Source organism: Coralloluteibacterium stylophorae (assembly GCF_018122625.2).
GTDB classification, from domain to species: Bacteria; Pseudomonadota; Gammaproteobacteria; order Xanthomonadales; family Xanthomonadaceae; genus Coralloluteibacterium; species Coralloluteibacterium stylophorae.
Genome location: NZ_JAGQFT020000004.1, coordinates 19,479 through 46,478 on the forward strand (window position 1 = coordinate 19,479; position 27,000 = coordinate 46,478).

Sequence of the window (27,000 nt, forward strand, 5' to 3'; positions counted from 1 at the left end):
CACGCTAGGCGCGCAGGTTTCTGATTCTCCAGTGATTATTCGTCTGTAGTCGGATGATTGATTGGGACCGTGACGCGCGCCCGCGCGCATGAGTGGCGTGGCGGGGAAAGGCGGCGTTTCAGTGGAAGCGTTCGCTGCGCTCGTTGAGCAGCGCCACGATCTCCGGCACCAGGCGCTTGCGGCGCTCGTGGTAGCCGCGCAGCTCCGCTGCCAGCGCGGGGATGTCGCGCTGCTGCCAGCGAATGTGCAGCTGCGCGAGTTCGTCGAAGGTGCTCTCGAGCAGGCCCTGCTTGGCACGGCGGATCGGCGCCAGCCGGTCGTTGGCCTGGCGGACGGCGCGGTGCAGGGATCGGTGGCCCGTGGCACCGGCGATGGTGTCGAAGAGCTTCCAGGTCAGCTTGACCAGGTCGTCGCTGGCCGATCGAGGGCGGAGCTCGACGGCGGTGCGCCGCGGCGCCGGCGTGCCGATATCGAGCGCCATCAGCAACAGGCGCTGCATCCAGTCGTAGAGGTCGTGCATGGCGAGCTCGGTGAGCAGCGGGACGTAGAGGCCCTCGCGCGCACGGTCGACGAGCAACCCCTCGCCCACCAGGCGGTACAGCGCGAAGCGCACCGGCGTCGGGCTGATGTGGAACTCCGCGGCCAGCGCCGCCGGATCGACCCGCTCGCCCGGCACGTAGCGCCCCGCCTGCAGGGCCCGCCGCAGCTGGCGATAGACCAGCACGCTCTTGGAGTGGTTCGCCGCCATCGCAGAACTCCGTTTCTGCATCCGGATCGTGTTTGACCGGAATGTTACAAAGCGGCGGCGGCGATGGGACGGGACGGATGTGAGGGCGGGATGCGGGCCGGCGGCGGGACCGCCGCGAGGCCCGGACGGCTGCCGTGCGTTGGGGGCCGTCCACCGCTCCTTCCTGCACCTGGGGTGGAGGCACGGTCCGCGACGCGCCCTGGGCGTCTGCGCATGGCCTACCGGGCGCCGCTGTTGCAGGCTCGGTTTGCTACGTTTAACGTAGCAACGGCCGGGCGTTGATCCGGACATCGCCGTTCATGCAGATCCAGGAAGGAGTCGCCATGACAGAGCAGGAGCACTACCCCGTCCCCGCCCGCCCGCTGCGCCCGACGCGGGAGCGTCGCGATTGGGCACCACCCACGCGCGGGGCGGTGCCGGTCTACAGCCGCAGGCTGCGCGAGGCGCGCCTCGCGCGCGGACTCTCGCAGCGCCACCTGGGCTCCGATGCCGGGCTGCCCGAGGCCGTGGCGAGCACCCGCATCAATCGCTACGAGAAGGGCGCGCACCAGCCGGACCTGCAGACGATGCAGAAACTGGCTGCGGTGCTGGGCTGTCCGCTGGCCTATTTCTACGCCGAGGACGACGACCTGGCGAAGCTGATCCTGGCGTTCGCGAGGCGACGCTAGCGCAGCGCCCTGCCTACCTCGCGGGGGACGCGGCGACCAGCCAGCCCCCCTCTCCCCGGTGGCGCGCCTCCAGCACAGCGCGACCTGCCCCCTCTCCCCTTGCGGGAGAGGGTTGGGGTGAGGGGGCGCGGCGACAGCCGCGTGCTCTTCTCTTCCGGCTGCGGTCGGCGCGCTACGCGCTCCCCCCATCCCAGCCTTCCCCCGCAAGGGGGGAAGGGGCCAGAAGCAGAAGCGTCGCGAACTCCCTCTCCCCTTGCGGGAGAGGGTCGGGGTGAGGGGGCGCGGCGACAGCCGCGTGCTGTTTTCTTCCGGGTACGGTCGGCGCGCTGCGCGCCTCCCCCCATCCCAACCTTCCCCCGCAAGGGGGGAAGGGGCCAAAGCAGAAGGCCGGAAGGTGACGCGCCTCCAGCACATCGCGACCGCCCCCTCTCCCCTTGCGGGAGAGGGTTGGGGTGAGGGGGCGCGGCGACAGCCGCGTGCTGTTTTCTTGCCGGATGCGGTTGGCGCGCTGCGCGCTCCCCCCATCCCAGCCTTCCGCCGCAAGGGGGGAAGCGGCCAAAGCAGAAGGCCGGAAGGTGACGGCCTCCAGCACAGCGCGACCGGCCCCCTCTCCCGCCTGCGGGAGAGGGTTGGGGTGAGGGGGCGCGGCGACAGCCGCGTGCTCTTTCGTTGTCCGGGTGAGGTCGGCGCGCTTCGCGCCTCCCCCCATCCCAACCCTCCCCCGCAAGGGGGGAAGGGGCCAAAGCAGAAGGCCGGAAGGTGACGCGCCTCCAGCACAGCGCGACCTGCCCCCTCTCCCCTCGCGGGAGAGGGTTGGGGTGAGGGGGCGCGGCGACAGCCGCGTGCTGTTTTCTTCTGGGCACGGCCGGCGCGCTGCGCGCTCCCCCCATCCCAACCTTCCCCCGCAGAGGGGGGAAGGAGCCAGAAGCAGAAGCGTCGCGAACTCCCTCTCCCCTCGCGGGAGAGGGTCGGGGTGAGGGGGCGCGGCGACAGCCGCGTGCTCGTTTCCTGCCGGGGCGGTCGGCGCGCTTCGCGCCTCCCCCCATCCCAGCCTTCCCCCGCAAGGGGGAAAGGGGCCAAAGCAGAAGCGTCGCGAACTCCCTCTCCCCTTGCGGGAGAGGGTTGGGGTGAGGGGGCGCGGCGACAGCCGCGTGCTGTTTTCTTGCCGGGTGCGGTCGGTGCGCTGCGCGCTCCCCCCATCCCAGCCTTCCCCCGCAAGGGGGGAAGGGGCCAAAGCAGAAGGCCGGAAGGTGCGCGCCTCCAGCACATCGCGACCGCCCCCTCTCCCCTTGCGGGAGAGGGTTGGGGTGAGGGGGCGCGGCGACAGCCGCGTGCTCTTCTCTTGGGGCCAGGAGCAGATGCTTACGACGGCGCGTCGAGGCTCAGGGCGTGTAGCTGGCGCGCAGCGTGGTGCGGGCGAAGGGGGTTTCGCCGACGACGGCCACGTACCAGACGCCGGCGGCGGGGTTGGTGATCCTGATCGTCTCGTTGTTGCCGGGGCGCCGGCCCGAGACGAGGTCGTATTCGACCGCATCCGCCGGTGCGTCGAGCCGCGCGTACAGGGTGACGTCGCCGCTGCCGGCGGCGGTCAGGAAGCGCAGGTTGCGGGCGCCCTCGGGCACCTCGATCCGGTAGAGCAGCGTGGTGCCCGCGGCGCCGCCGAGTTCCCGCACCAGGGCGCCGTTCTCGAGCGGGATGCCCGGCAGCGGCTCGGCGCTGTCGTCGAACAGGGAGACGGAGACGAGCTGGACCGACAGCACCCCGTCGCCGTCCAGCACGTTCCAGTCCACCGCCTCGAAGTGCTCCGGCCCGAACGTGCGGTCGATGCGGTCGACGTCGTCGGAGTCGAACAGGTCGCCGCCGGGATTGAAAGCCTCGAACTCCAGCGTCTGGCCCGACGCGGTCGGCGTGGCGAAGAGATGGATGCCGTCGGACTTCGGATAGTCGTTGGCGATGACGACCTCGGCGGGCGGGGCCGACGGCAGCGTCTCGACCGCGTCGCCGACGATGAACCCGGCCGTGTCCATGCGGATCGGATAGGCCGAGGCCTGGGCCGGCTCGATGGTCGTCCCGCTCGGCGAGAGCGTGAACGTCAGGCGCACCGGCGCGCCCACCGTCGCGCCGGCGAAGGGGCCGGTGGCGAGGTCGTTGTAGGCCACCGTGCCCTGCGCCTCGAAGAAGACGTCGCGCGGGGTGTCGTCGTTGAGGTCCAGCACGTACGCCTGGTTGACGCCCTCGATCACGCCGTTGCCGCCGAAGGTCCTGCCGTCGGCGGAGACCACCGCGATCGCCAGCCGCGTGTCCGCGGGCAGCGGCAGACCTTCCTGCGCGGCGTACTGCGAGATCAGCTGCATGCCGTCGTCGGGCGTCCACACGAAGGCCTCGCGGTCGAAGCCGAAGCCGGTCGCGCCGGCGACCACGTCGCCGTCGTCGCTGACGCCGAAGGCGGTGGCGCTGTCGAGCCAGCCGGCCACCGGGATCATGCCGAGCGGCTGCACGCCGGTTTCGGCGGTCCAGCGCCAAGCCTCGCCGCCGTCCGGGCCGGGATAGCCGCCGCCCACCACCACGCTGCCGTCGTGGTTGACCGCCTGCGCCTCGCCGACCGGCTGCCCGTCGGCGGTGGTGAGGTCGAGCGGCACGCCGTCGATCCAGACCACGCCGCTGCGGTAGCCGTCGTCCTGGTCGTTCCAGCCGACGATGACGCGGCCGTCGCCGCTGACCGCGTTGGCGCGCGAGTAGGCATCCGGGCGGTTGACCGCCAGCCGCTCCATGCCTTCTTCGGCGGTCCAGCGGAAGGCGATCGCGTTGCCGGTCTCGTCGAAGGCCAGGCCGACCGCGACGCCGTTGGCGGAGACGCCGTAGGCCAGGCTGCGCAGGCCGTCGAGCGGCTGGCTGCCGGGATAGGCGCCGATCACCACCGGGCCGCCGACCAGCTCGCTGTTGCTGTAGTGCAGGGCGGCGACCTGGAAGCCCTCGGCATCGACCACGGAGCCGGCGATCGGCTGCGCCCAGTTGCCGGCGGTGGCGTCGCCGAAGCCGTCCATGGGCTGCAGGCCGCGCTCCGCGTCCCAGCGGAAGGAAGGCGCGTTGCCGCTGCCGGTGGGCTGGGTCACCGAGGCGATGCGCCCCTTCTTGGTGAGCCCGGTGACGTAGCCATTGCCGACCTCGATCGGGTGCAGCGAGGCGGCGTGCAGGGTGCCGGCCACGAGGCCGAGCGCGATCGCGGCGCAGAGACGGGAAGTGCGCATCGGGTGTCCTGGGAATGAAGGGGGGCATGGACGGCGGCGAGCCGCGCCCGATCCTATGAGCGGACGCGGGACCGGGAGCGACCGGCTTGTCAGCGTGCGCCGCAGGCACGGTGCGGCGTGACACGCAGATGCAAGCAAGGCACCGGCTCGCTCGCAGGCAGGGGGCGGCGCCAGCTGGGTGCTGTTGTTTGCTCGTGCGAAGTCGAGTGCGCTTCGCGCCGCCCCCCATCCCAACCTTCCCCCGCAAGGGGGGAAGGGGCCAAAGCAGAAGGCCGGAAGGTGACGCGCCTCCAGCACATCGCGACCGCCCCCTCTCCCCTCGCGGGAGAGGGTTGGGGTGGGGAGGCGCGGCGGCAGCCGCGTGCTGTTGCGTGCGCGGCTCGGTGCGCTTCGCGCCGCCCCCCCATCCCAGCCTTCCCCCGCAAGGGGGGAAGGGGCCGAAGCAGAAGGCCGGAAGGTGACGGCCTCCAGCACAGCGCGACCTGCCCCCTCTCCCCTTGCGGGAGAGGGTTGGGGTGAGGGGGCGCGGCGATAGCCGCGTGCTCTTTTCTTCCGGGTACGGTCGGCGCGCTGAGCGCCTCCCCCCATCCCAACCTTCCCCCGCAAGGGGGGAAGGGGCCGGGAGCGAAGCGCAGACAACTCCCTCCCCCCTCGCGGGAGAGGGTTGGGGAGAGGGGGGCGCGGCGGCAGCCGCGTGCTGTTTTCTTGCCGGATGCGGTCGGCGCGCTACGCGCTCCCCCCATCCCAACCTTCCCCCGCAAGGGGGGAAGGGGCCAAAGCAGAAGCGTCGCGACCCCCCTCTCCCCTTGCGGGAGAGGGTTGGGGTGAGGGGGCGCGGCGATAGCCGCGTGCTCTTTTCTTCCGGGTACGGTCGGCGCGCTGCGCGCCCCCCCCCCATCCCAGCCTTCCCCCCGCAAGGGGGGAAGGGGCCGAAGGCAGGAGCGAACCGTCGCGCTTTCTCGCTACCCGCCCGGACGACCGCTCCCGTCCCTGCTCCGGGCGCGGAAGGCCGCGGCCTTCATGCGGTTGCCGCAGGCCGCCATGCTGCACCAGCGTCGGCGATGCGACCTGGTGGTGTCCTGGAAGAGCAGCGTGCAGTCGTGCGCCTCGCAGGCGCGCACGTGCTGGAGGTCGGCCTCGGCGAGCAGGTCCGCGATGGATGCGGCGATGGGGTACAGCAGGCTGGCGGCAGTGGCCGCACGCCGCACCTCGACGCGCGCGTACCGCGCGGATGCGGCATCCCATTCCATCCTCGAGACCGGCTGGCCGGCCTGCAGCACCTGGTTGAGGACGTCGGCCTCGGCGGGCGAACCCGCGCGAACGGCGGCCAGCAGGTCGCGCGCCTCGCTCCGCAGCGACCGCGCCAGGCGTGCGATGCCGCGGGGCGCCGCGGTGGTGCGGGCCGGCAGCTCGCCTGCCCGCTCGAGCCAAGCGAGCACGCTGCGGTCGTCGACGAGGCAGTCGCGGGCTTCGCCACCGACGCCGTACGCCGTGTTGAGGAAGTCGAGCCCGAGGTGGCCGGCGATGAAGTACGGCTCGCCAGCGGATACGTCGCCCACTGCTGAATAACCTCGAAGTTATCGTTTGACAGGTTACGCTGCGCATCCATAACCTGCAATCAGTCAACTTACTGGTTACGCAGGAGAGCGCCATGGAAACCGGGAGCACGCCCACCGTCGCCACGCCCACCGCGCGCGTCCGCCATCGGCACGCGCAGGTCGACGACGTGCGGATCTTCTACCGCGAGGCCGGCGACCCGGCCGCGCCGACCGTCCTGCTGCTGCACGGCTTCGCGGCATCGTCGTACATGTACCGCGACCTCATCGCGGCGCTCGCCGACGCTACCACGTGGTCGCGCCGGACCTGCCGGCGTTCGGGTTCACCGAGGCGCCGGGTCGCGAGGCCTACGCCTACACCTTCGACAACCTGGCGCGGACGATCGACCGCTTCCTGGCCCGGCTGCGCATCGAGCGTTTCGCGCTGGTGGTGCACGACTACGGCGCGCCGGTCGGCTGGCGCCTGGCCGCGGCGCAGCCCGCGCGGATAACCGCGATCGTGTCGCAGAACGGGAACGCCTACGAGGAGGGCCTCGGCGCAGGCTGGGATCCGATCAGGACCTACTGGCACAGCCCGACGCGGGAGCACCGCGACGCGCTGCGCGACTTCCCCACCCCGGGGTCGATCCGCTGGCAGTACCTGGAAGGCGTGCCCGACACCAGCCTGGTCGCACCCGACGGCTACACGCTGGAGGGCGCGCAGGTCGCGCGGCCGGGCAATGCCGAGATCCAGCTCGACCTGCTGCTGGACTACGCCACCAACGTCGCGAAGTACCCCGAGTTCCAGGCCTACTTCCGCACGCACCGGCCGCCGCTGCTGGCGGTGTGGGGCCGGAACGACCCGTTCTTCCTGCCGGCGGGCGCCGAGGCCTGGAGGCGCGACATCCCGGACGCCGACATCCGCTTCTACGACACCGGCCACTTCGCGCTGGAGACGCACGGAGACGAGATCGTCCCTGTGATCGGCGCGTTCCTCGACCGTCACCTCGGCGCCCCCGCCACGACGCGGTGACGCCGTACGCGCATCGCCGCCGGCAGGCCGCATGATCGGGCCTGCCCTCACCCCTCGGGAGCCACCGCCATGGATGAGCGACTGGAACGCAACAAGCGCAGCGTCATCGCCTTCTACGACCTGATGTTCAACCAGTGCCGCCCGGCGGAGGCGATCGAACGCTACGCCGGCGCGACCTACATCCAGCACAACCCGCAGGTGGGCGACGGCAAGGAGGCCTTCGTCGCCTACTTCGAGCGTATGGCGCTCGACTACCCGGGCAAGCGCGTGCACGTGCGGCGCGCACTGGCCGAGGGCGACCTCGTCGTCCTGCACTGCCACCAGGAATGGCCGGGCGACGCGAATCCCGACTGGGCCGGCATCGACATCTTCCGGCTCGATGCCGACGGCCGCATCGTCGAGCACTGGGACGTGCTGCAGCCGGTTCCCGCCACGTCGGCGAACGGGAACGGGATGTTCTGAGGCGTCGTGTCGCGTCGCGTCACCGCCGGCATCCCGCCGGAAGCGGTCGCGGCTGAAGCCGCTCCTACGGGGGATGGGCGGTCGGCGAGTGGCGAGTGGCGAAGGCGCTTCGCACGACCGGCGCCCTCCCCCGCCCGCGGGGGAGGGTTGGGGTGGGGGCGCGGCGACAGCCGCGTGCTCGGGTTGCCGCCGCCCGCTACCGCCGACAGTATCCGCCCGACCACCGGCATGGATGTTCGTGACGATGCTGCCCATTCCTCGTTCGCTCCGCCTCGCATCCGCGCTGGCCTGCCTGCTGACCGTTGCCTGCGGCCCCACACCGCGCGCCGTCGACAGCGCGACGGCGGCAGACGAGCCGCCTGCGCCGGCCCGGCACGCAGTCGCCGACATCGCCTCCGGGCTGCGCAAGGGCATGGCCTACGGCGACTTCCGGCAGCAGGTGCTCGCAGACGGCTGGACGCCGATGGCCAGTGCCGAGTGCCGGACGAACCTGGTCGGCGACGATGCGGACGCGCTGTGCGCCGCGAACCCGCAGCTCGCGGGCTGCACGATCTGCGATGAACTGCCCGAACTGCAGGCCTGCAGCGCCGACGCGCGCTGCATGCTGCGCTTCCGCAGTGCCGACGGACAGCGCGTGCTCGAGGCCCGCGCCTACGGCGAGTTCCAGCATTGGGACGAGCGCGGAGCGGACGCCGGGCTCCAGGTCAGCGACTGGACGTTCTCTACTTCGGAGCGGTGACCGCGCGCCACATTCACCGCGGCATGCCCCGGAGCGGCAGCGGCATGCACGCGGAGCACCGTGCCCCGGCTGGGGTCGCATTCTTCACGATAGGGAGCGTTGTGATGAACAATCCGATCTACGATCTGATGTATCGCGGCGAATCCGGCGCGGCCGGCTACAACGCCTTCAATCGGGGCACCTTTACGGACGGGAACGGCCGCGAACGCATCCGATCCGGCGAGCCGCCGATGGACTTCTCTCGGCTCACCCTCGGCCAGGTGCAGGATCTACAGCACCTGCCGCGCGAGGATCCGGAGCGCGTTTTCGCGGTCGGGAAGTACCAGATCATCCCATCGACGATGGATGTTGCCGTGGCCCGCCTCGGCCTGGACCGAAGCGAACCGTTCACGCCCGAGCTTCAGGACCGGATCTTTACCGACTACCTCCTGCGCGAAAAGCAGCACGCCGTGCGCGACTACATCATGGGCGTGCCCGGCGTGAATCTGGAAGAAGCGCAGAACGGGCTCGCGCGGGAATGGGCGAGTTTTGGCGACCCGTACAAGGACGGGCGCAGCTACTACGGCGGCGCCAATCGCGCCCATATCAGCCTGGCAGAAAGCGCCGCGGCGCTGATGACGATGCGCGCAGCGTACGCCGATGCGACTGCCCGCGGCGCCTCGTCCGACGACGCTTGGCACGCGGCAGCGGCCGTCGATGCGCAGCCGATCAAACAGGCTTGGCATGAGAAGGGTCATGCACCGCCCGAAGGTAGCCTGCGGCGAGACGACAGGGGCGACGCAGTGCGGACGCTGCAGGAGCAGCTCGACCAGCTGGGCTACACCGACGCAGCCGGTCGGGCGCTGACGGCGGACGGCGTCTTCGGCGCCCGCACGGAGCAGGCGGTGCGTGCCTACCAGCGCGACAACGGACTGACCGTGGACGGCATCGTCGGCCCGGAGACGCGTGCGGCCGTCAGGGAGCAGATCCCAAGCCGCGGTGCGGAAACATTGCGCGCGGGTGCCACCGGGCTCCTCGATGCCGCAGAGCGTGGCGAAGATGCGGTCCGGGAGGCGATGGAGCGACTGGCGCGGTCGTCCCTCGGTGAGCGATGGCGCCAACAGCTCGATGAAGCACACCTGCGCACGGATGTGCCGGTGCAGTGCGACGCGCCGCAGACGCAGGACCTGGCGCGCGGCGAGCGATAGAACGGTGGCACGCTGGCAGCAGGTCAGGACTGCCCGCAGGAATCGCGCATGACGTCGATCACGCCGTCGCTCGGAAGGGATCGCGGGAGTGCGTTGGGCGATCTCGCGGTGCCGTGGTCGGGCGCGACAGAGCTGGCGCGATCGCGCTGGTCCGCGCAGGTTGGCCTGGAGACCGTTCGCACTGAACGGAGTCGGACGCCATCCGCAGGGGCGGCGGCACCGATATCTCGTCAGCCCATGACGAGGCGCTGACGTCCGCGACCTTTGCCGCGGGAGCTGCCCGCGCGAACGAGGTTCATGTGGCCGATGGAGGGGCGCTCCGCCCTCAGAACCGCTCGCCGACCGGCAGGTAGCGCCACGCGCCGGCCGGCATCTTCGCCAGCGCGATCCTGCCGATGCGCAGGCGGCGGATGGCCACCGCCTCCAGGCCCACCTGGGCGCACATGTGGCGCAGCTGCCCGCCCTGCACGCCCTTGAGCGCGAAGCGCAGGCGGAACTCGTTCTGCCAGCTCACCTTGCACGGCGGCAGCGCGCGGCCGCCGTACGACAGGCCGTGGTTGAGCCGCGCCAGGCCCCAGGGCGCGATCTCGCCGCGCACCTCGACCACGAACTCCTGTTCGATCTCGTCGTGGTCCTCGGTCAGGCGGCGCCACACGCGGCCGTCCTGGGTCAGCACCATCAGCCCGCTCGCCTCGGTGTCGAGCGGCACCAGCGGGGTCAGGCGATGGAAGTGGCGCTGCAGCAGGCGGACGCCCGATGGATCCTCGGACCAGCGTGTGCCGGGGTCCACCAGCGCGGTGGCTGGATTCGCACCGACGATGGCGTCGACACCGACCGGCTTGTGCAGCAGCACCGTGGCCGGCTCGATCGCCTGGGTCGTCGCCGCGGGATCGACGGCCACCTCTTCGTCCGTCACCCGGTGCGCCGGGTCCTCGACGACGGTGCCGGCGACGGTCACCCAGCCGTTCTTGATGTACTGCTCGGCTTCCGCGCGCGAGCACTGGGCCAGGCCGGCGACGCGTTTCGCCAGTCGGACGGGATCGGACATGGGCTGCTGCCGGTACGTCAGGGCCGGGCAGTGTAGCGGCCGGTCGGCACGGGGCCCTCCGGCGTGGTGGCGATGGCCGTGGCCTGCCGTGCGGCAGGCAAGCCGCGGGTCGAGCTCCTCAGGCTCCGGTCGTCTCGTCGCAGGCGGCGGTCGCGCCCGCGAGCTGCTGCTCGATCAGGCGGAGGGCTTCGCTGCAGGAGGCGGTGCGCCGCGCCACTTCGGCCACGACCTCGCGCTTGGCATCGAGCATCCGCAGCCGCTCCGGCGAGCGGGTGCCGCTGCGGATCTGCTCGATCGCCTGCAGCAGGCGCAGCAGCACGGCGGTGTTGCCGTGCGCGTTCTCGCGGATCTGGTCGAGCCCCAGCGCCAGCAGGCGCTCGAAGCCCGGCCCCATCGGCACGACGCGCAGCGCGCCGCCATCGTGGAGCGGCCGCGGCTCGATGCGCCGGCCGGCCAGGCGCCGGAGGATCACCGACAGGTAGTCGAGGCTGGTCACCGCGGTGGTGGTGTCGTTGATGGCCGGCGACAGCCCCTTCAGCGCGACATCGACCAGCTGCCGGATGCCGAAGCCCACGTCCTGTTCGATGGTGCGGTAGGAGCCGATCGCGAACAGCTGCGCCAGCCCGCGCATCGCATCCGGGTCGGGCGCGTGCGCGGTGCCGATGCTGGCGATGGGCCGGTCGGGACTGGCGAAGTCGCCGACGCTGCGCTCCATGCGCACCACCACATCGTGTGCGCGCGCGAAGTCGAGCAGCCTGTCGAGGTCGACGCTCTCGATGTAGCCGAGCCCGGGCGCCGGGACCGGATACCAGCGCAGTCCTGCATCGCCCTGCCCGCCCGGGGCGACGTCGTCGCCTTCGAGCGCATCGGGGAACATGGCCTCGATGGTGTGCAGGGTGTCGTTCGCGATGCTGCGGGCGACCGCACCCGACTGGATCGACGCGGCGACGTGGTGGATGAAGGTGGCCAGTACCGCGATGGCGACCAGCACCAGCACCTCGCCTGCCAGGACCGCCAGATGCGGCACGAAGCCGCCGTCGCCGTTGGTGGTGATCGCCCGCATGACGCCCAGGCAGTAGGCGAACACCCCGAGGAACAGGCCGAGCACCACCTGGTTGCGGCGGTCGCGCATGAAGTTGCGCAGCACGCGCGAGGTGTACTGCGTCGAGGCCTGAACCAGGGCGACGATGGTGATGGAGAACACCACGCCGGCCACGGTGATCATGGAGCCGGCGACGGTCGACATGAGTTCGCGGGCGCCGTCGGCATCCGCCGCGAGCAGGATCGGCCACCGCCGCGCCAGGCCGTCGCCGAGCCAGCGATCGAGCGCCACCATGCCGACCGCCAGCGCGACCGCCGCGACCACCGAGAGCATCGGCAGGAACCAGAAGCTGGCGCGCAGGTCGATGGCCAGCTTGCTCGACGCCCCGCTCGACAGCCGCCTGCCCATGTGACGCCCCCCGGTGAGTGGGCGGATGGTGTTTGCAGCCGGGTCGTGGCGGTGCGAAGCGAACGGCAGATGGGATGGTGCGCCCGCTGGGCCGGGATCGAACCGCACCCAGCGCCCCCCCTCGCTGGGGAGGGTTGGGGAGAGGGGCGCGGCGACAGCCGCGTGCTGTTGCTTGCTCGTGTGCGGTAGCGGCGCTTCGCGCCCCCATCTCGACCTCCCTCAAGGGGGAAGTGGTCAAAAGCGCAGGCCGGAAGGTGGTCACTCATCGACACGGCTCCACCTCGCCGGGCTCGCACGGCCCGTCTGCCGACCGCGTCGCGGGGTAGGAAAACGACCCGATCTGCCGATTGCGGGCGCGACAGGAGCCTCCTCGACGGCCCGGTTTCCTATAGTCCACCGCGCCGCTCGCCGCGGCATCCGCCGGATGCGGATCCCAAGGTCCGCCACCGACTGCGATCTCCAACTCAGGGAAGAGACCCATGACCACACACACCAAGGTGCGCGACGCATTCGCGCCGGTCCGCGACGCGATGGCGACGATGCTGCTGGTCGTCACGCTGATGACGATGCCGCAGGCCATGGCCGCCGACGTTCCGGCCGCCGAGAAGTACAGCCAGCAGTACGTGCTCTCGCACATCGTGATCGGCACCACCACGCGCGAGCAGGTGCGGGCGGCGTTCGGCGAGCCGCACCAGAGCCAGGGCGGCATCGTCGACGGCGTGGTGCGCGCCGACTGGACCTACTACCAGCGCAACGAGAGCATGCAGGCCAGGACCTCGCGCGCGCGCGGCTTCCTGCGCTCGGCCGCGGCCTTCCTGCCGGGCAACAGCGAGACCCGCGCGGCGATCAACGACGCCAACTACGAGGTCGGCCGGGTGGCGTCGAACATGGACGGCATGGACGCGACGAACGCCGCGCCGCGCACGCTCCGCGTGCAGTTCGACGACCACGACGTGGTGCGTTCCTACCAGTTCAACTGAGCGCTCGCCGCACGGCGCCGGGCGCGCGCCGTGCGGTGGCGGCGGGGATGGCGAGGCACGGCCCTCGGTGCTGCGTGCCCTCCCCGCAGGGGCCGCCCGTCAACCGGGCAGCCTGGCCACGACCTTGATCTCGAAGTGGAAGCCGTAGAGCCAGCTCACGCCGACGACGGTCGCCGTGGGATGCGGCGCCTCGCCCCAGTGCCCGGCGGCGGCGGCCCAGGCCGTCTCGAAGTTCTTCTCCGGGTCGACCATGAAGACGGTGGCATCGACCACGTCGTCGAAGGTGCAGCCGGCCGCGGCGAGCACGGCATCGAGGTTGTCGAACGCCAGGCGCACCTGCGCCTCGAGGTCCGGCTCGGGCGAGCCGTCCTCGCGGCTGCCGACCTGGCCGGACACGAACAGGAAGCCGTTGGCGCGCACGGCGGGCGAATAGCGGTTGCGCTCGTACAGCGCCCGGCGGCCGCTGGGGAAGACGACGTCACGCTTGGACATGGGAGGGGCTCCGCAAGGGCCGATACGGGCTGCACCGGCAGGATGGCGATCCTGGACCCGCCGCCTTGTCTGGATAAACATCCCTTCGCCGCCTAGATTGTTCGCCGATACCGACTGATCCGCATCGGAAGACCATGGATCGTTTCGAGGCGATGCGCGTCTACGTCCGGGTGGTCGAGACCGGCAGCTTCACCCGTGCCGCGCACACGCTGCAGCTCGGCCGCACGCGGGTCACCGAACTCGTGCAGCAACTGGAAGCCCACCTGCGCGTGCGCCTGCTCAACCGCACCACGCGGCGGATGAACGTGACCGCCGAGGGCCGGGCCTACTACGAACGGGCGGTGCGCCTGCTCGCCGACCTCGAGGACGCCGAAGGCAGCCTGCACCGGGCCACGTCGGCGCTGCGCGGCCGCCTGCGCATCGACGTGCCCAGCCCGTTCGCGCGGCTGCTGCTGGTCCCGGCGCTGCCGGGCTTCCATGCGCTGCATCCGGAGATCGAGCTGCACATCGGGGTCAGCGATCGCGAGGTCGACCTGATCGGCGACAACGTCGACTGCGTGATCCGCGGCGGCGAGCCCAGCGCGCTGTCGCTGGTGGCGCGCCCGCTCGGCGTCCTGCCCTTCGGCGTACATGCGGCGCCGTCCTACCTGCAGCGGCACGGCGTGCCGCTGCATCCGCGCGACCTGGAAGACGGCGATCACCGCACCGTCGGATTCCTGCGCCCGCGCACCGGCCGCACGCGCACGCTCGCGCTGCGCCGCGGCGACGAAGAGATCGAGGTGCAGGGCCGCCACGTCGTCGCCATCGACGACGGCGACGCCTACCTCGCCGCCGGCGTGGCGGGCCTGGGGATCGTCTGCGTGCCCGACTACATGGCCGCCCCGCACGTCGCGCGCGGCGAGCTGGTCGCGCTCCTGGAGGGATGGCAGGCGGCGATGCCGATGCACCTGATGTTCCCGCCGAATCGTCACGTCAGCGAACGCCTGCGCGCCTTCATCGACTGGGTGACGGCCCTGATGGCCGCCCATCCGGACGTGCGCTGATACGGAGCCGACGCGGGTGGGCTACGTTCCGGCGACGCCTGTCGCGGCTGAAGCCGCTCCTACAGGAGCAAGCTGGCGTTGTGGGAGGGGCTTCAGCTTCGACGGGGTGGGTGGGGCGGGAGGCGGGAGGCGGGAGACGGGAGACGGGAAGCGGGAAGCGGGAAGCGGGAAGCGGGAAGCGGGAATGGTCGGCTATGGGCGCGGACGAGCCATGTTGCAGAGGCTGCGCCTGTCGCGGCTGAAGCCGCTCCCACAGGAGCGGGCCGGGCGTTGTGGGAGGGCTTCAGCCTCAACCAACTGGGTCTGGTGTTGTGGGAGGGGCTTCAGCCTCGACCGGGTGGGCCTGATGGTGTGGGAGGGGCTTCAGCCCCGACCGGATGGATCTGATGGTGTGGGAGGGGCTTCGGCCTCGACCGGGTGGGTCTGATGGTGTGGGAGGGCTTCAGCCCCGACGTGATCGGTGAGGCGGGGAGCGGGGATGCGGGCGCGGGCGCTCCGGTGCCGCGCTGGTCGCGGCTGAAGCCGCTCCTACAGGAGCAGGGCCCGCTCCGTGGGTGCGCTTTGGCCGTCAGCGCTGGTCGAGCTCGTGGTGGATCACCACCACGCACTGCGAGGCGAACAGCATCGTGGGGCCCAGCGAGATCTTCCTCGCGCCAAGGCGCTCGAGGCCGTTGAAGGTCTTCTTCGGCATCGGGATGTGGTCGGTCAGCAGGAAGCAGGGATCGCCTTCGAAGGCCTCTCCGCGGATCGGCGCGCCCTTGCGGTCCATGACGTAGAGCGGGTGGTCGGCGGCCAGCGCCTGCACCAGGCGTTCGAAGCCCGTCGTCCGCACGGTGACGCCCGACTCCACCGGGCGCGTCTCGTCCTTGCCCATGCCGTGCGAGGCGTCCAGCGCCTTCGCCACCTTGCCCAGCAGCGCGGCCTCGTCGAAGCCGCCGATGTCGTGCATGGCGCCGGCGTCGAAGCGGATGGTGCGGGAGAAGTCCTGCGTGCTCTCCAGCACCAGGTGGACGACGACGTCGGCGCGGTGCGACTGCGCCACGAAGATGGCGTTCATCAGCGTGTGCGCGAGGATCTCGGTGTGCGCGTCGCCACCGACCGAGGCGAGCAGCCTGCGGCTGTCGGTGGGCGCGGCGCGTGCTCTGAGTACGAAGGTGCGCATCCTGCTCCTGTTCCTGTTCTGCCGATGGCCTCGGCGCGACGTGGCGATTGTCCCTGCAAAGCATGCGCGCGTGTTCGTGTGCTCACCCAGGCCGGCGTCGGGTTCCGCCTAGTGCGACGAGACGTAGTGCGCGCCCGGCTGCGGCGGCGGCAGGGCGAAGCTGTCGCGCAGGCGCCGGGCCTCTTCCCTGGGCGGCAGCGCGAACAGGCGCTTGAACTCGCGGTTGAACTGCGAGGGGCTTTCGTAGCCGACGGCGTAGCTCGCGGCGGTCGCCGTCATGCCCTCGCGGACCATCAGGAGCCGCGCCTGGTGCAGCCGCGCGGACTTCACGTACCGCATCGGCGACAGGCCGGTGATGGCCTTGAAGTGGCTGTGGAACGTCGGGCCGCTCATGTCCGCCTCGCGCGCGAGCTGGGCGACGCTCAGCGGCTCCGTGTACTCCGCGTGGATCCGCCGCAGCGCCTTGCCGATGCTGCCGAATCGCCCCTGCATCGCCAGCGCCGCCCGCATCACCTGCCCCTGGGGACCAGTCAGCACGCGGAAATAGATCTCGCGCACCAGCGCCGGGCCCAGCACGACCGCGTCGAGCGGCGAACACAGCGCCTCGAGGAGACGCAGCACGCTCGCCTGCAGGGCCGGATCCATCGGGCTCGACATCATGCTCTGCGGCGCGGCGACGGATGCGGCGCCGCCCTGGTGTTCGATCTGGACCATCAGCTCCGCGGCGACGCGGAAGTCCAGGTGCATGTAGATCGCCAGCAGCGGCCGCGCGGGAGAGGCGTCGGTCTCCATGACGAAGGGCACCGGCACGGAGACCGCGAGGTAGTGCTGCGCGTCGTAGCGGTACACCCGGTCCATGAAGAAGCCGCGCTTGCGCCCCTGGCACACGATGACGATGCCGGGGTCGTAGAGGACGGGGGTGCGCGGCAGCGGACGGTCGGACCGCAGCAGGCGCACGTCCGGCAGCGCCGTCAGGGTGTAGCCCTCGCGCGGCGCGAGCGCCCGCAGCAGGTCGACCATGCGTCGCTGGTCCGGCCCTGCAGCCGAGGCGGCCGGTACCGCGCCCTTCATCGCTGACTTCGGCATCTCATAGGATCAGGCAAGGAAAGCAGACGGTCCGGCGTGGAAGCCGCGGACCGGTTCCCTAGCATGCGGGCCTTCTCCAGCAGAGGCCATCGCCATGTCCACCAGAACCCTGCTCATCACCGGCGTCAGCAGCGGCTTCGGCCGCGCACTCGCCCGGGAGGCGCTGGCCTGCGGCCATCGCGTGGTCGGAACCGTGCGCAGCGCGGAGGCGAGGGAAGCCTTCGAGGCCTCGCACGCCGAGCGCGCCTTCGGGCGCGTTCTCGACGTGACCGACGTCGATGCGATTCCCGGCGTCGTCGACGCGGTCGAAGCCGGCATTGGCCCGATCGACGTGCTGGTCAACAACGCCGGCTACGGCCACGAAGGGGTGATGGAGGAATCGCCGCTGGAGGACATGCGCCGGCAGTTCGACGTCAACGTGTTCGGTGCGGTGGCGATGATGAAGGCGGTGCTGCCGCACATGCGCGCCCGGCGTCGCGGCCACATCCTCAACATCACCTCGATGGGCGGTTTCATCACCCTGCCCGGCATCACCTACTACTGCGGCAGCAAATTCGCGCTCGAGGGCATCAGCGAGGCGCTGGGCAAGGAGGTCGCGCCCCTCGGCATCGCGGTGACGGCGGTGGCGCCGGGCTCGTTCCGGACCGACTGGGCCGGGCGCTCGATGGTCCGCGCGCCCCGCTCGATCGCCGACTACGACGCGCTGTTCGACCCGATCCGCGCCGCACGGGAGGCGAAGAGCGGCAGGCAGCCGGGCGACCCGGCCAGGGCCGCGCGCGCGATGCTGGCGGCGATCGACAGCGACGCGCCGCCGGCGCACCTGCTCCTGGGCAGCGATGCGCTCGACCTGGTCCGCGCCAAGCTCGCCGCGCTCGCCACCGAGATCGATGCCTGGGAGGCGGTGACGCGGTCGACCGACGGCTGAGGACGCGCCGCAGGGCCGTGGGGACGGTGCGGGGTGCGGCGCAGGCACACGGGCCACGGCGGCCTGTCGATCCGTGCCTCCGCCGTTCGTCCAGGAGTGCAGGTCGCGCGGCCCCCGCTGCGCCGGCGGGCGACGCGGGTATCGTCGCCGCGACCATCGGCTCGCGACCGCCGCACCCACGCCCCAGCCACCCGAAGGACGACGAACGATGACCCCGAAGAACACCATCTGCCTGTGGTTCGACGGCACCGCGCTCGACGCGGCCCGGTTCTACGCCGCGACCTTCCCCGACAGCGCCGTGACCGCCGTCCACCACGCGCCGGGCGACTATCCGTCCGGCAGGGAGGGCGACGTGCTCACGGTGGAGTTCACCGTCTGCGGCATTCCCTGCCTCGGCCTCAACGGCGGGCCGGCCTTCGTCCACAGCGAGGCGTTCTCGTTCCAGATCGCCACCGACGACCAGGCCGAGACCGACCGCCTGTGGGACGCCATCGTCGGCAACGGCGGCCAGGCGAGCGCCTGCGGCTGGTGCAAGGACCGCTGGGGCCTGTCCTGGCAGATCACCCCGCGCGCCCTGACCGAGGCCATCGCCGACCCCGACCGCGCGGCAGCCGGACGCGCCTTCGAGGCGATGATGACGATGGGCCGGATCGACATCGCCGCGATCGAGGCCGCGCGGCGGGGTTGACGCGAGAACGGCGGAACCGCCGGGCCCCGGTCAGTCGGCGGCAGTGGCGGGCGCGGTCACGCGATCCCGGAACGTCTCCTGCAGCAGGTCCAGGAAGGCGCGCACGGCCGGGTTCGCACGACGGCTCTCGGGCCAGAGCGCGGTGATGTTGTGCCGCTCCACGGCGAACTCGGCGAGGATCGGCACCAGCTCGCCGCGGGCGACGTAGGGCGCCGCGATGAACCAGGCGCTGATGCCGATGCCCCCGCCCGCCGCAAGCGCGACGACCACGGCCTCGCTCGCGTCGACGACGATGCCCGGCGGTGGCGCGATCTCCAGCTCGCGCCCGCCGACCCGGAACGGCCAGCGGAACGCCTGGCCGGTGCTCTGGTAGCGGAGGTTGACGGTGTCGTGCCCCGACAGCTCGTGCGGATGCCGCGGCGTGCCGCGCGCCGCCAGATACGCCGGCGACGCGAACGCGCACAGCCGGTGGGGCGCGAGCCGGCGCGACAGCAGTCGCGAATCGGGCAGGTCGCCGATGCGCACCGCCACATCGATGCCGTGCTCGACGATGTCGACCAGGTGATCGCTGAGCCGCAGGTCGACCGCCACCTTGGGATGCCGCCTGCGGAAGGCCGGCAGCACCGGCGCGATCACATGGAGACCGATCGGCAACGACGCGGCGACCCGCAGGCTTCCCGACGGCTCGGCGCGTGCGGAGATCGCCGCCTGCTCGATCTCCTCCGCCTCGCGCAGCAGCCGGAGGGCGCGCTCGTGCAGCTCGCGGCCCTCGGGCGTCAGCGTCAGCGAGCGCGTCGTGCGGGTGAACAACGCGACGCGGAGGCGCTGCTCGAGCCGGCTCACGCTCTTGCTGACCGCCGACGGCGAAACGCCGAGCGAGCGGGCCGCGGCCGAGTAGCTGCCCATCGAACCGGCGCGGGCGAACGCGATCAGGCCCGTCAGCCGATCCAGGCCGATCTGTTCCTTCATGGAATCATTCAATGAACCCAGAACCAGATTGTCAACCTGCGACCCTGGATTCTACCGTCCCTCCTCCGCACGCCCGTCGCTTCCTTCAATCGGAACGCGGCCCTGTCGAGGAGAGACGCGATGTCGAACGAATCCATGAAGGCCGTCCGCATGCACCGCTTCGGCGGTCCCGAGGTGCTGGTCTACGAAGACGCGCCACGGCCCGCGCCGGGGCCGGGCGAGGTGCTGGTCCGGGTGCGCGCGATCGGCATCAACCCGCCCGACTGGTACCTGCGCGAGGGCTACCGGACCCTGCCGCCGGAATGGCGGCCGCCGGCGGACTTCCCGATCGTTCCGGGCACCGACATCTCGGGAGTCGTCGAAGCGCAGGCCGACGACGTCGAAGGTTTCGCCACCGGCGACGAGGTCCACGCAATGGTCCGCTTCCCCGAGGGCGTCTTCGGCGGCAGCCGGGCCTATGCGCAGTACGTGAGCGTGCCGGCGCGCCACCTCGCGCTCAAGCCGCGCGGCATCGAGCACGTCGAGGCTGCCGCGGCACCGATGTCGCTGCTCACCGCGTGGCAGTTCCTGGTCGAACTCGGCCATGACGAACCGAATCCGGTCCAGCCGACGCGGCACGAGCCGGTGCCGCTGGAAGGCAGGACCGTGCTGGTCAACGGCGCCGCGGGCGGGGTCGGCCACCTGGCCCTGCAGATCGCGAGATGGAAGGGCGCGCGGGTCATCGCCGTGGCGTCGGGCAGGCACGCCGCGCTCGTGCGCGCGCTCGGGGCGGACGAGTTCATCGACTATGCCGACGCCAGGCCCGAGGACCTCGTCCGCGACGCCGACCTCGTGGTCGATGCGGTGGGCGGCCCCACGAGCGGCAGGTTCCTGCGCACGCTCAGGCGGGGCGGCGCGCTGTTTCCCATCTTTCCGCTCGGCTTCTCCGGCGCGGAGGAAGCCGCGCGACGCGGCGTCACGGTCTCCGCCACGCAGGTGCGCTCGAACGGAGCGCAGCTGCAGCGGGCCACGCGCCTGCTCGACGACGGCACCATCCGGGTCGCCATCGACAGCACCTGGCCGCTGGCGGAGGCGGGAAAGGCCCACGAGCGGGCCCGCGAGGGACATCTCCAGGGCAAGATGGTGCTGGTCGTCGAGTGAGCGCTGCATCGTCCCGGAGCCCTCCAGCACCTCGCCGCGTGCCGGGTCGGTCCCAGCCGGGAGCACGCGAGACGAGCGCAGCCCGGATGGGACGCGGGCGCGGGCCGGGCGCCGGGAAGCGAAGGCATGTGCCCCCAACGAGCCCGGGCGCCTGCCGTGACTTCCGGAGGTGACGGCGCCCGCACCCGACGGTGCATGCTGGGGGCTCCTTGTCACCGGCACCGCCATGCTCCGATCCGCATCCATGCTCGTCCTGCTGTCCGCCCTGGCCGCCCCCGCGGGGGCGGCCGCGACCGCATCCTCCTTCGCCGCCTGCGCGGACGACGATCAGCCCGGCCTGGCCGGGAGCCGGTGTCTGCGCGACGCGATGCCGTTGCGGCATGGAACGCAGGGCGACGAAGCGATCACCATCGCACTCAGGCGCTTCCCTGCGCACGACGACGGCGCGCATCGCGGCGAGGTCTGGCTCGTCGCCGGCGGCCCGGGCGAGGCCGGCGCCTCGCTCTACCCGATGGTCGCCACCTACCGCCGCGCGTTCCCCGGCTACGACCTGGTGATCCCCGACCATCGAGGCACCGGTGCCTCGACGCGGCTGTGCCCGGCGCAGGAGGCGGTGGACAGCGCCGACGGCGTCGCCCTGGCCGGCGAGGAATGGGGGCCCTGCATCGGTGCGATGTATGCGGAGCCCGCGCGCGCCGCCGCGTTCAACGTGACCGAGGCGGCGCAGGACCTGTCGACGCTGATCGCGCGCCATCGCGGCGAAGGCGAGGTCCTCGTCTACGGCGTGTCCTACGGCACGCAGCTGGTGCTGCGGATGCTGCAGGTCGCGCCGCAGCCCCTGGACGGCGTGATCCTCGACGGCCTGGTGCCGCCCGAGCGCGCGTCGCACTGGGACCTCAGCCACCGCACCGCCGTGGTCGACGAGGTCGGCCGCGACCTGCTGGGCGCCGCGGGTGTCGACGCCTACGAACGCCTGCTCGCGACGGCCGACCCCGAGCTGTGGCGCGAGGCGGCGCCCGGCGGCGACCTCCCCCGGCTCATGGGCACGCTGCTCAACTTCCCGGCGCTGCGCGCGCGCATCCCGCAGGTGATCGACGCGCTCGCCGCGGACGACGTCGCGCCGCTGCAGGAGGTCGTGGCCGACCTGCGGACGACCACCGCGGCGATGACGCCGTATCCGCTGTCGCCGCCGTCGCTGCCCCTGGTCATGCTGATCTCCGCGTCCGAGAACAACGCGCGCCCGCAGCTGACGAAGGAGACGGTGGAGGCCGAGGCCGGGGACGCGCTGTTCACCAGCGCCATCCCCGGCCTTCTGGTCGATGCCCCGGTACCGGCCTACCAACGCGACGCCTGGTACGGCCGATCCCCGGATGCGCTGCCGCGGACCCTGGTGATCCACGGGACGCTGGATCCGAACACACCCTATGCCGGAGCCCGGGCGCATGCGGCGCTGCTTGCGAAGGCGGGGCCGGTCACCTTCGCCACCGTCGAGGACGGCGCGCACCTGCTCGCCTACGTGGCACCGGCCTGCTTCGTCGGGACCGTCTCGGCGTTCGTCCGCAACGCGTCCGTGTCCGAGCGGTGCAGCGAGGCGGTCGCCGCGGGCGACGTCGCGACGGCGGAGGACCCCGCGTAGCGCTTCGCCCCTGCGGGGTGGCGACCGAGGCTGCCGCAGGTACGGCGGCCGGGCACCTACTCCTGCAGGCTCATCGGCTTCTCGCCGCCGGGCGGCAGGCCGAACAGGCGCCGGATCCAGTTGAGGAAGGCGCCGTAGGGCCGCCCCGACACCAGCATCAGCGCGGTCGCGCCGAGGATGCCGAGCACCAGCCCGCGGCCGGTCGCGCCGCTGACCGCGATGATCGCGGCGTAGATCGGCACCTGGAAGCTCACCAGGGCGAGGCTGTCCCAGAGGATGCGCGAGCGCCGGGTCGGCCGGGCATGGCGCATCAGCCGGTCGCGCCACAGTCCGTAGGGGCGCGCGACCGGCAGCATGAGCGCGGCGCCGAGCAGGCGCGCGTGCAGCACTTCGTCCCAGCTCATCCCGGAGACGAAGCGCTCGTTCAGCACCCCGGTGGCGGTGAAGAACAGGACCAGGGCGGTGGTGTCGGCGACGAAGGCACGCAGCGACCGCGGGCGGCGCGTGGCGGCCTCCGTCGCCCGGCGGCGCCGTTCGCGCCCGGGCTCAGCGCCCATCCAGCGCCTGTGCGATCGGGGTGTCGCCGTCGACGAAGTCAAGGGTGCGGCCGACGGTGGCCGGCGTCGCCAGCGCGGTGGCGATCACCATGGCGACGTTGCCGCGCGCGGTGGCGCCGTGGGCCGCGCCGGGGTCCAGCGCGATGCGGCCGCTCGGCGCATCCATGGTCAGGCGCCCGGGGCCGATGATGGTCCAGTCGAGCCCGCTGCCGCGCAGGTGCGTGTCGGCCGCGGCCTTGGCCGTGGCGTACGGGTGGAAGGGATCGTCCGGGGCCAGGCCCTGGTCGCGGCCGGAGGTGATGTAGGACAGCATCACGTAGCGGCGCACGCCGGTGCGCCGCGCCGCATCGATCGAGCGGATCGCGGCGTCGCGGTCGACCGCATGGGTGCGCGCAGCGTCGCCGCCGCCGGCGCCGGCCGCCCACACCACCGCATCGTGATCGGCCAGGCGCGCGGCGATGGCCTCGGTGCCGGCCTGCTCGATGTCGAACAGCAGCGGCGTGGCGCCGTCGCCGGCGACCTCGTCGGCGTGCGCGGGGTTGCGGATCGCCGCGGTGACCCGGTGGCCGCCTGCGACCAGCAGCGGGGTGAGCAGGCGCGCGACCTTGCCATGGCCGCCGATGATGAAGACGCGCGACATGGGAACTCCTGACAGTGGGGAACGGGCGGCGCGTTACCGCGCCGCCGCCCACCGTCGCCACTGCGGCGCGAACGCACGGTCAGCAGGCGGGCAGCGCCGGCGCAACGCTGCGTCGCATCGCGCCGCAGCGTCAGTCCGCGCTGCAGTCTAGCACCTGCTCGGCCTCGCCCTGCGTACCGAGCGCCACGCGCGACAGTGCCAGGTCCAGCGGGCCGGCGGTCTCGAGCTGCATCGGAACCCGCACCCGGGCCACGTCCAGGCCGGCCCGGACCAGGCACTTCAGCGGCACCCCGATGCGCGTCCAGGTCCCGGCCGGCATCCGCGCCAGCAGCGGCTGCATCTCGACCGTGCCGCCGCAGCCCTCACCGCAGCCGGCAGTCAGCGACAGCGGAACCGCGTCGCCGCCGCGGCGCGCGTGCAGCACCAGCATCACGTCGCCGTTGGCCTCACGGGTCAGGTCGAGCGGTTCGTCCGCCACCAGCGCGACGCCGGCCTCGCCGCTCCAGCGCATCCGCCAGGCGTCCTCCTGCGCCTCGTGGTCCATGCCCTCGATGCGCAGGTGGCCGTCGCCGCTCGCCGCGGGCAGGCTGGTCACCGGCTGCGCGCCGTCGCCGGCGAGCAGCCGCATCGAGAAGCCGCCGGAGGCGCGGCCGCGGGCGAAATACACGCCCGGCGCCGCCAGCGGGCCGGTGATGCCCGGGGATTCCGGCAGCGGCGCGAGGTCGCCGTCGTCGGCATAGGTCAGCCCGTAGCCGAACGCGAACTGCGGGTCGTAGCCGGGCTGGCCGACGTTGTTCTCGAACTGCACCGCGGTGCGCGGCCAGGAGAAGCTCAGCCTGCCCTGGAAGTCGTGCTGCACCCGGCCCTGCGCATCGCGCAGCAGGACGTCGGCGACGCCGGCGCCTTCCGAACCCGGCAGCCAGGCCGCCACGAAGGCATCGGCGGCGTTGATCTCGCGGTTGACCCACAGCGGCCGGCCGCTGAGGAACACCGCCACCACCGGGATGCCGTCGGCCTCGAACCGGCGGATCAGTTCGAGGTCGGCGTCGTCGCCGGGCTTGTAGGCCAGCGTGGGCACGTCGCCCTGGAACTCCGCGTACGGATCCTCGCCGAACACGACCACCGCCACGTCGGGCCTGGCCTCGTAGGTGCCGTCGACCGCCAGCGTGGCGGTGCCGCCGGCGGCCTCCACCTGCCGCTCGATGCCCTCGAAGATGCTGTCGGCGTTGGGGAAGTCCGCACGCCTGGTGCCGCGGCCCTGCCAGTTGAGCGTCCAGCCGCCCGACTGCTTGCCGACGTCGTCCGCGCCGTCGCCGGCGACCAGGACGTGCCGGCGCGGATCCAGCGGCAGCACGCCGCCCTGGTTCTTGAGCAGCACCAGCGACTTGCGCACCGCTTCGCGCGCCACGGCGCGATGCGCGGGCGAGCCCAGCAGGTCGTAGTCGCCGCCGAGCGGACGCTGCGACGGCCTGCCGGCCTCGAACAGGCCGAGCCGGAGCTTGACCCGCAGCACGCGTCGCACCGCGTCGTCGATGCGCGCCATCGGGATCGTGCCGGCGCGCACCGCGGCCACGGTGCTGTCGTACATGCCCTTCCAGCTGTCCGGCGCCATGGCCATGTCCAGCCCGGCGTTGAACGCCTGCGGGCAGCGCTCGTTGCTGCAGCCCGGGATCTGGCCGTGGCCGTTCCAGTCGCTGACCACGAAGCCGCCGAAGTTCATCCGCGCCTTCAGCACGTCGGTCAGCAGATGCCGGTTGCCCGTGGTCTTGACCCCGTTCCAGCTGTTGAAGGAGGCCATCACGATCTGCGCGCCGGCCTCCAGCGCCGGCGGGTAACCGGCGTTGTGAATGCGCACCAGCGTGGCCTCGTCGACCTGGGTGTCGCCCTGGTCGATGCCGTTGCGGGTGCCGCCGTCGCCCAGGAAATGCTTGACCGAGCTCGCCACGTGCCGGCCGTCCAGGAACGCTTCGCTGCCGACCTCACCCTGCAGGCCCTCGACCATCGCCGCGGAGAAGCTGGCCACCACCTCCGGCGCTTCCGAATAGCCCTCGTAGGTGCGGCCCCAGCGGTCGTCGCGCGGCACCGCCACGGTGGGGGCGAAGGTCCACTCCATGCCGGTGACGCGGGTCTCCACCGCGGTGATCTCGCCGATGCGGCGCATCAGGTCGGCATCGCGCGTGGCGCCCAGGCCGATGTTGTGCGGGAACAGGGTCGCGCCGACGACGTTGCTCTGCCCGTGCACCGCATCGATGCCGAACAGGATCGGGATGCCGTGCCCGCCCGTCGAGGTGTCCATCGAGGCCTCGTAGAACGCATCGGCCAGCGCCAGCCATTGCGCCGGGCTGGCGTCGTAGCGGCCGCCGGGATCGGAGTTGCCGCCGGCCAGCACCGAACCCAGGCGATAGCGGCGCACGTCCTCCGGCGTGAGGCTGGCGATGTCGCCCTGGATCAGCTGGCCGACCTTGTCCTCCACCGACATGCCGGCCATCAGCGCGGTGATGCGCGCCTCCAGCTCGGGCTCCGCCCCGAACGGCCACTCCGGCTGCGGCCACAACGTCGCGTCGTGCGCCGCGGGCGTCGGCTGCGTCTGCGCGCCGCACGTCGCGGCGATGCCGATGCCGGCGAGGGACAGGACCAGCGCTCCACGCAGCAGCATCCGCCTGCGATGCGGCGACGGCGTCGTTGCGGTCATGCGCGGTGCGCGATGGGCGTCGCAGAGGCGATGCGTTGGCATGGGCGGTCCCTCCCAGGACACATGACGAGACGACGAAGGTTTCCGATGTGTGCGTCGCAGGCATCGCCGCCCTTCAGGCACCGCAGGCGCTCGAGGCAGCGGCGGCGCCCGGGCAGCCGAACCATACCGAACGACGCAGGGCTCGCGGCGCCGCCGTGCCTTGCGTTCATGCCGGCAGGACCGTCCAGCACCGCCCGACCGGCCTGCGCCGGCCTGCGCCGGCCTGCGTCCTGACGCAGGCTCGCCGCATGCCGCTGCCGTTGCGGAAACCGGACGCTTGGACGCCGCACGCCCGGACGCGATGCCGCCCGCCGCGATGCAGCGCAAGATGCGCGGCGCAGCCCCATGCCGCCACACCCGACCGGAGCGCCCATGCCCAAGCTCGACCTCGACGCCATCCCGGCCACGAACGCGACCGGCTACCCCGCCCCCTTCTCCGACGCCGTGGCCGGGCGCTGGTACCGACGCCTGGCGCCGGCGGCGGGCCTGCGCGACTTCGGCGCCAGCCACGTCACCCTGAAACCCGGCGCCTGGTCGTCGCAGCGGCACTGGCACGAGGACGAGGACGAGGACGAGCTCGTGGTGATGCTCGCCGGCGAGGCGGTGCTGGTCGACGACGGCGGCGAGACGCCGCTGCGGGCGGGCGACGTCGCGGTGTTCCCGAAGGGCGACGGCAACGGCCACTGCCTGCGCAACGACGGCGACGCCGACTGCCTCTTCCTCGCCATCGGCCAGCCGACCACGCGCGTCTGCCACTACCCCGACGTCGACATGCACCTGCCCGAGGGCGGCGGCTATCGCCACAAGGACGGGCGGCCGTACTGAGACGC

Annotated in this window: 24 protein-coding genes; 12 read left to right on the plus strand and 12 right to left on the minus strand. The window is 72.1% G+C overall.

Annotated features, from left to right (window positions below; translation table 11 throughout):
- Positions 1-118: 118 nt before the first annotated feature.
- Complete coding sequence (locus KB893_RS06800) at positions 119-748, minus strand: GntR family transcriptional regulator (RefSeq protein WP_211926431.1); 630 nt, start codon at positions 746-748, stop codon at positions 119-121.
- Between the two features lie 323 nt (positions 749-1,071).
- Between KB893_RS06800 and KB893_RS06805 the strand changes: the two genes are divergently transcribed.
- Positions 1,072-1,416, plus strand: a complete 345-nt coding sequence (locus KB893_RS06805; RefSeq protein WP_211926430.1) for a helix-turn-helix domain-containing protein — start codon at positions 1,072-1,074, stop codon at positions 1,414-1,416.
- A gap of 1,382 nt (positions 1,417-2,798) precedes the next feature.
- Here the strand turns inward: KB893_RS06805 and KB893_RS06810 are convergent.
- Both KB893_RS06810 and KB893_RS18690 read right to left on the minus strand, forming a co-directional pair.
- Positions 2,799-4,664: a pre-peptidase C-terminal domain-containing protein gene (locus KB893_RS06810; protein WP_211926429.1), complete on the minus strand. Its 1,866-nt coding sequence runs from the start codon at positions 4,662-4,664 to the stop codon at positions 2,799-2,801.
- 962 nt (positions 4,665-5,626) lie between these two features.
- The gene (locus tag KB893_RS18690; RefSeq protein WP_211924967.1) at positions 5,627-6,223 is read right to left on the minus strand and encodes a CGNR zinc finger domain-containing protein; all 597 of its coding nucleotides are present in this window, start codon (positions 6,221-6,223) and stop codon (positions 5,627-5,629) included.
- Between the two features lie 289 nt (positions 6,224-6,512).
- On the opposite strand from KB893_RS18690, the gene KB893_RS06820 reads away from it, so the two are divergent.
- The 4 genes from KB893_RS06820 (at position 6,513) to KB893_RS06835 (ending at position 9,620) form a co-directional block, all read left to right on the plus strand.
- Positions 6,513-7,232: an alpha/beta fold hydrolase gene (locus KB893_RS06820; protein WP_338026888.1), complete on the plus strand. Its 720-nt coding sequence runs from the start codon at positions 6,513-6,515 to the stop codon at positions 7,230-7,232.
- Between the two features lie 69 nt (positions 7,233-7,301).
- On the plus strand, positions 7,302-7,694 hold the full coding sequence (locus KB893_RS06825; RefSeq protein ID WP_211924968.1) for a nuclear transport factor 2 family protein: 393 nt from the start codon (positions 7,302-7,304) through the stop codon (positions 7,692-7,694).
- 244 nt (positions 7,695-7,938) lie between these two features.
- On the plus strand, positions 7,939-8,433 hold the full coding sequence (locus KB893_RS06830; protein ID WP_213173585.1) for a hypothetical protein: 495 nt from the start codon (positions 7,939-7,941) through the stop codon (positions 8,431-8,433).
- A 104-nt stretch (positions 8,434-8,537) separates the two neighbouring features.
- Positions 8,538-9,620 carry a peptidoglycan-binding protein gene (locus KB893_RS06835; RefSeq protein ID WP_211924970.1) on the plus strand — a complete coding sequence of 361 codons (1,083 nt, stop codon included), beginning with the start codon at positions 8,538-8,540 and terminating at the stop codon, positions 9,618-9,620.
- 325 nt (positions 9,621-9,945) lie between these two features.
- Here the strand turns inward: KB893_RS06835 and KB893_RS06840 are convergent, their stop codons facing one another.
- Both KB893_RS06840 and KB893_RS06845 read right to left on the minus strand, forming a co-directional pair.
- Complete coding sequence (locus KB893_RS06840; RefSeq protein WP_211924971.1) at positions 9,946-10,668, minus strand: rRNA pseudouridine synthase; 723 nt, start codon at positions 10,666-10,668, stop codon at positions 9,946-9,948.
- A 118-nt stretch (positions 10,669-10,786) separates the two neighbouring features.
- On the minus strand, positions 10,787-12,118 hold the full coding sequence (locus KB893_RS06845; protein ID WP_211924972.1) for a DUF2254 domain-containing protein: 1,332 nt from the start codon (positions 12,116-12,118) through the stop codon (positions 10,787-10,789).
- A 479-nt stretch (positions 12,119-12,597) separates the two neighbouring features.
- On the opposite strand from KB893_RS06845, the gene KB893_RS06850 reads away from it, so the two are divergent.
- Positions 12,598-13,098 carry a hypothetical protein gene (locus tag KB893_RS06850; RefSeq protein WP_211924973.1) on the plus strand — a complete coding sequence of 167 codons (501 nt, stop codon included), beginning with the start codon at positions 12,598-12,600 and terminating at the stop codon, positions 13,096-13,098.
- A gap of 99 nt (positions 13,099-13,197) precedes the next feature.
- Here KB893_RS06850 and KB893_RS06855 read toward each other — a convergent pair whose 3' ends face one another.
- Positions 13,198-13,590, minus strand: a complete 393-nt coding sequence (locus KB893_RS06855) for a RidA family protein (RefSeq protein ID WP_211924974.1) — start codon at positions 13,588-13,590, stop codon at positions 13,198-13,200.
- A gap of 134 nt (positions 13,591-13,724) precedes the next feature.
- On the opposite strand from KB893_RS06855, the gene KB893_RS06860 reads away from it, so the two are divergent.
- Positions 13,725-14,633, plus strand: a complete 909-nt coding sequence (locus tag KB893_RS06860) for a LysR family transcriptional regulator (protein WP_211924975.1) — start codon at positions 13,725-13,727, stop codon at positions 14,631-14,633.
- A gap of 568 nt (positions 14,634-15,201) precedes the next feature.
- On the opposite strand, the gene trmY is transcribed toward KB893_RS06860, so the two are convergent.
- Positions 15,202-15,795 carry a tRNA (pseudouridine(54)-N(1))-methyltransferase TrmY gene (trmY, locus tag KB893_RS06865; RefSeq protein WP_211924976.1) on the minus strand — a complete coding sequence of 198 codons (594 nt, stop codon included), beginning with the start codon at positions 15,793-15,795 and terminating at the stop codon, positions 15,202-15,204.
- A gap of 108 nt (positions 15,796-15,903) precedes the next feature.
- The gene (locus KB893_RS06870; RefSeq protein WP_246505492.1) at positions 15,904-16,815 is read right to left on the minus strand and encodes an AraC family transcriptional regulator; all 912 of its coding nucleotides are present in this window, start codon (positions 16,813-16,815) and stop codon (positions 15,904-15,906) included.
- A 160-nt stretch (positions 16,816-16,975) separates the two neighbouring features.
- On the opposite strand from KB893_RS06870, the gene KB893_RS06875 reads away from it, so the two are divergent.
- Positions 16,976-17,806: an oxidoreductase gene (locus KB893_RS06875; protein ID WP_211924978.1), complete on the plus strand. Its 831-nt coding sequence runs from the start codon at positions 16,976-16,978 to the stop codon at positions 17,804-17,806.
- A 208-nt stretch (positions 17,807-18,014) separates the two neighbouring features.
- A complete protein-coding gene (locus tag KB893_RS06880; RefSeq protein WP_211924979.1) occupies positions 18,015-18,494 on the plus strand; it encodes a VOC family protein in 480 nt (159 codons plus the stop codon).
- 30 nt (positions 18,495-18,524) lie between these two features.
- Here the strand turns inward: KB893_RS06880 and KB893_RS06885 are convergent, their stop codons facing one another.
- Complete coding sequence (locus KB893_RS06885) at positions 18,525-19,463, minus strand: LysR family transcriptional regulator (RefSeq protein ID WP_211924980.1); 939 nt, start codon at positions 19,461-19,463, stop codon at positions 18,525-18,527.
- A 120-nt stretch (positions 19,464-19,583) separates the two neighbouring features.
- Here KB893_RS06885 and KB893_RS06890 point away from each other — a divergent pair, with 120 nt between their 5' ends.
- Both KB893_RS06890 and KB893_RS06895 read left to right on the plus strand, forming a co-directional pair.
- Positions 19,584-20,603, plus strand: coding sequence for an NADP-dependent oxidoreductase (locus KB893_RS06890; RefSeq protein WP_211924981.1), 1,020 nt, complete (start codon positions 19,584-19,586; stop codon positions 20,601-20,603).
- A gap of 244 nt (positions 20,604-20,847) precedes the next feature.
- Complete coding sequence (locus KB893_RS06895; protein WP_246505493.1) at positions 20,848-22,239, plus strand: alpha/beta hydrolase; 1,392 nt, start codon at positions 20,848-20,850, stop codon at positions 22,237-22,239.
- Positions 22,240-22,295: 56 nt separating this feature from the next.
- Here KB893_RS06895 and alaE read toward each other — a convergent pair whose 3' ends face one another.
- The 3 genes from alaE to KB893_RS06910 all read right to left on the minus strand — a co-directional run bounded on the left by alaE (position 22,296) and on the right by KB893_RS06910 (position 26,128).
- Positions 22,296-22,796 carry an L-alanine exporter AlaE gene (gene alaE / locus KB893_RS06900; RefSeq protein WP_211924983.1) on the minus strand — a complete coding sequence of 167 codons (501 nt, stop codon included), beginning with the start codon at positions 22,794-22,796 and terminating at the stop codon, positions 22,296-22,298.
- Positions 22,786-23,436, minus strand: coding sequence for an SDR family oxidoreductase (locus tag KB893_RS06905; RefSeq protein ID WP_211924984.1), 651 nt, complete (start codon positions 23,434-23,436; stop codon positions 22,786-22,788). Before KB893_RS06905 ends, alaE begins: the two co-directional genes overlap by 11 nt.
- Positions 23,437-23,566: 130 nt before the next feature.
- Positions 23,567-26,128, minus strand: coding sequence for a glycoside hydrolase family 3 protein (locus tag KB893_RS06910; RefSeq protein WP_211924985.1), 2,562 nt, complete (start codon positions 26,126-26,128; stop codon positions 23,567-23,569).
- A gap of 414 nt (positions 26,129-26,542) precedes the next feature.
- On the opposite strand from KB893_RS06910, the gene KB893_RS06915 reads away from it, so the two are divergent.
- On the plus strand, positions 26,543-26,995 hold the full coding sequence (locus tag KB893_RS06915) for a cupin domain-containing protein (protein ID WP_211924986.1): 453 nt from the start codon (positions 26,543-26,545) through the stop codon (positions 26,993-26,995).
- Positions 26,996-27,000 lie beyond the last annotated feature (5 nt).

What these genes read in the sequence shown, in the direction of transcription:
- KB893_RS06800 (WP_211926431.1), bottom strand. Translation starts at nt 748, where the DNA reads ATGGCGGCGAACCACTCCAAGAGCGTGCTGGTCTATCGCCAGCTGCGG.
- KB893_RS06805 (WP_211926430.1), top strand. Translation starts at nt 1,072, where the DNA reads ATGACAGAGCAGGAGCACTACCCCGTCCCCGCCCGCCCGCTGCGCCCG.
- KB893_RS06810 (WP_211926429.1), bottom strand. Translation starts at nt 4,664, where the DNA reads ATGCGCACTTCCCGTCTCTGCGCCGCGATCGCGCTCGGCCTCGTGGCC.
- KB893_RS06825 (WP_211924968.1), top strand. Translation starts at nt 7,302, where the DNA reads ATGGATGAGCGACTGGAACGCAACAAGCGCAGCGTCATCGCCTTCTAC.
- KB893_RS06830 (WP_213173585.1), top strand. Translation starts at nt 7,939, where the DNA reads ATGCTGCCCATTCCTCGTTCGCTCCGCCTCGCATCCGCGCTGGCCTGC.
- KB893_RS06835 (WP_211924970.1), top strand. Translation starts at nt 8,538, where the DNA reads ATGAACAATCCGATCTACGATCTGATGTATCGCGGCGAATCCGGCGCG.
- KB893_RS06840 (WP_211924971.1), bottom strand. Translation starts at nt 10,668, where the DNA reads ATGTCCGATCCCGTCCGACTGGCGAAACGCGTCGCCGGCCTGGCCCAG.
- KB893_RS06845 (WP_211924972.1), bottom strand. Translation starts at nt 12,118, where the DNA reads ATGGGCAGGCGGCTGTCGAGCGGGGCGTCGAGCAAGCTGGCCATCGAC.
- KB893_RS06850 (WP_211924973.1), top strand. Translation starts at nt 12,598, where the DNA reads ATGACCACACACACCAAGGTGCGCGACGCATTCGCGCCGGTCCGCGAC.
- KB893_RS06855 (WP_211924974.1), bottom strand. Translation starts at nt 13,590, where the DNA reads ATGTCCAAGCGTGACGTCGTCTTCCCCAGCGGCCGCCGGGCGCTGTAC.
- KB893_RS06860 (WP_211924975.1), top strand. Translation starts at nt 13,725, where the DNA reads ATGGATCGTTTCGAGGCGATGCGCGTCTACGTCCGGGTGGTCGAGACC.
- trmY (WP_211924976.1), bottom strand. Translation starts at nt 15,795, where the DNA reads ATGCGCACCTTCGTACTCAGAGCACGCGCCGCGCCCACCGACAGCCGC.
- KB893_RS06870 (WP_246505492.1), bottom strand. Translation starts at nt 16,815, where the DNA reads ATGGTCGACCTGCTGCGGGCGCTCGCGCCGCGCGAGGGCTACACCCTG.
- KB893_RS06875 (WP_211924978.1), top strand. Translation starts at nt 16,976, where the DNA reads ATGTCCACCAGAACCCTGCTCATCACCGGCGTCAGCAGCGGCTTCGGC.
- KB893_RS06880 (WP_211924979.1), top strand. Translation starts at nt 18,015, where the DNA reads ATGACCCCGAAGAACACCATCTGCCTGTGGTTCGACGGCACCGCGCTC.
- KB893_RS06885 (WP_211924980.1), bottom strand. Translation starts at nt 19,463, where the DNA reads ATGAAGGAACAGATCGGCCTGGATCGGCTGACGGGCCTGATCGCGTTC.
- KB893_RS06890 (WP_211924981.1), top strand. Translation starts at nt 19,584, where the DNA reads ATGTCGAACGAATCCATGAAGGCCGTCCGCATGCACCGCTTCGGCGGT.
- KB893_RS06895 (WP_246505493.1), top strand. Translation starts at nt 20,848, where the DNA reads ATGCTCGTCCTGCTGTCCGCCCTGGCCGCCCCCGCGGGGGCGGCCGCG.
- alaE (WP_211924983.1), bottom strand. Translation starts at nt 22,796, where the DNA reads ATGGGCGCTGAGCCCGGGCGCGAACGGCGCCGCCGGGCGACGGAGGCC.
- KB893_RS06905 (WP_211924984.1), bottom strand. Translation starts at nt 23,436, where the DNA reads ATGTCGCGCGTCTTCATCATCGGCGGCCATGGCAAGGTCGCGCGCCTG.
- KB893_RS06910 (WP_211924985.1), bottom strand. Translation starts at nt 26,128, where the DNA reads ATGACCGCAACGACGCCGTCGCCGCATCGCAGGCGGATGCTGCTGCGT.
- KB893_RS06915 (WP_211924986.1), top strand. Translation starts at nt 26,543, where the DNA reads ATGCCCAAGCTCGACCTCGACGCCATCCCGGCCACGAACGCGACCGGC.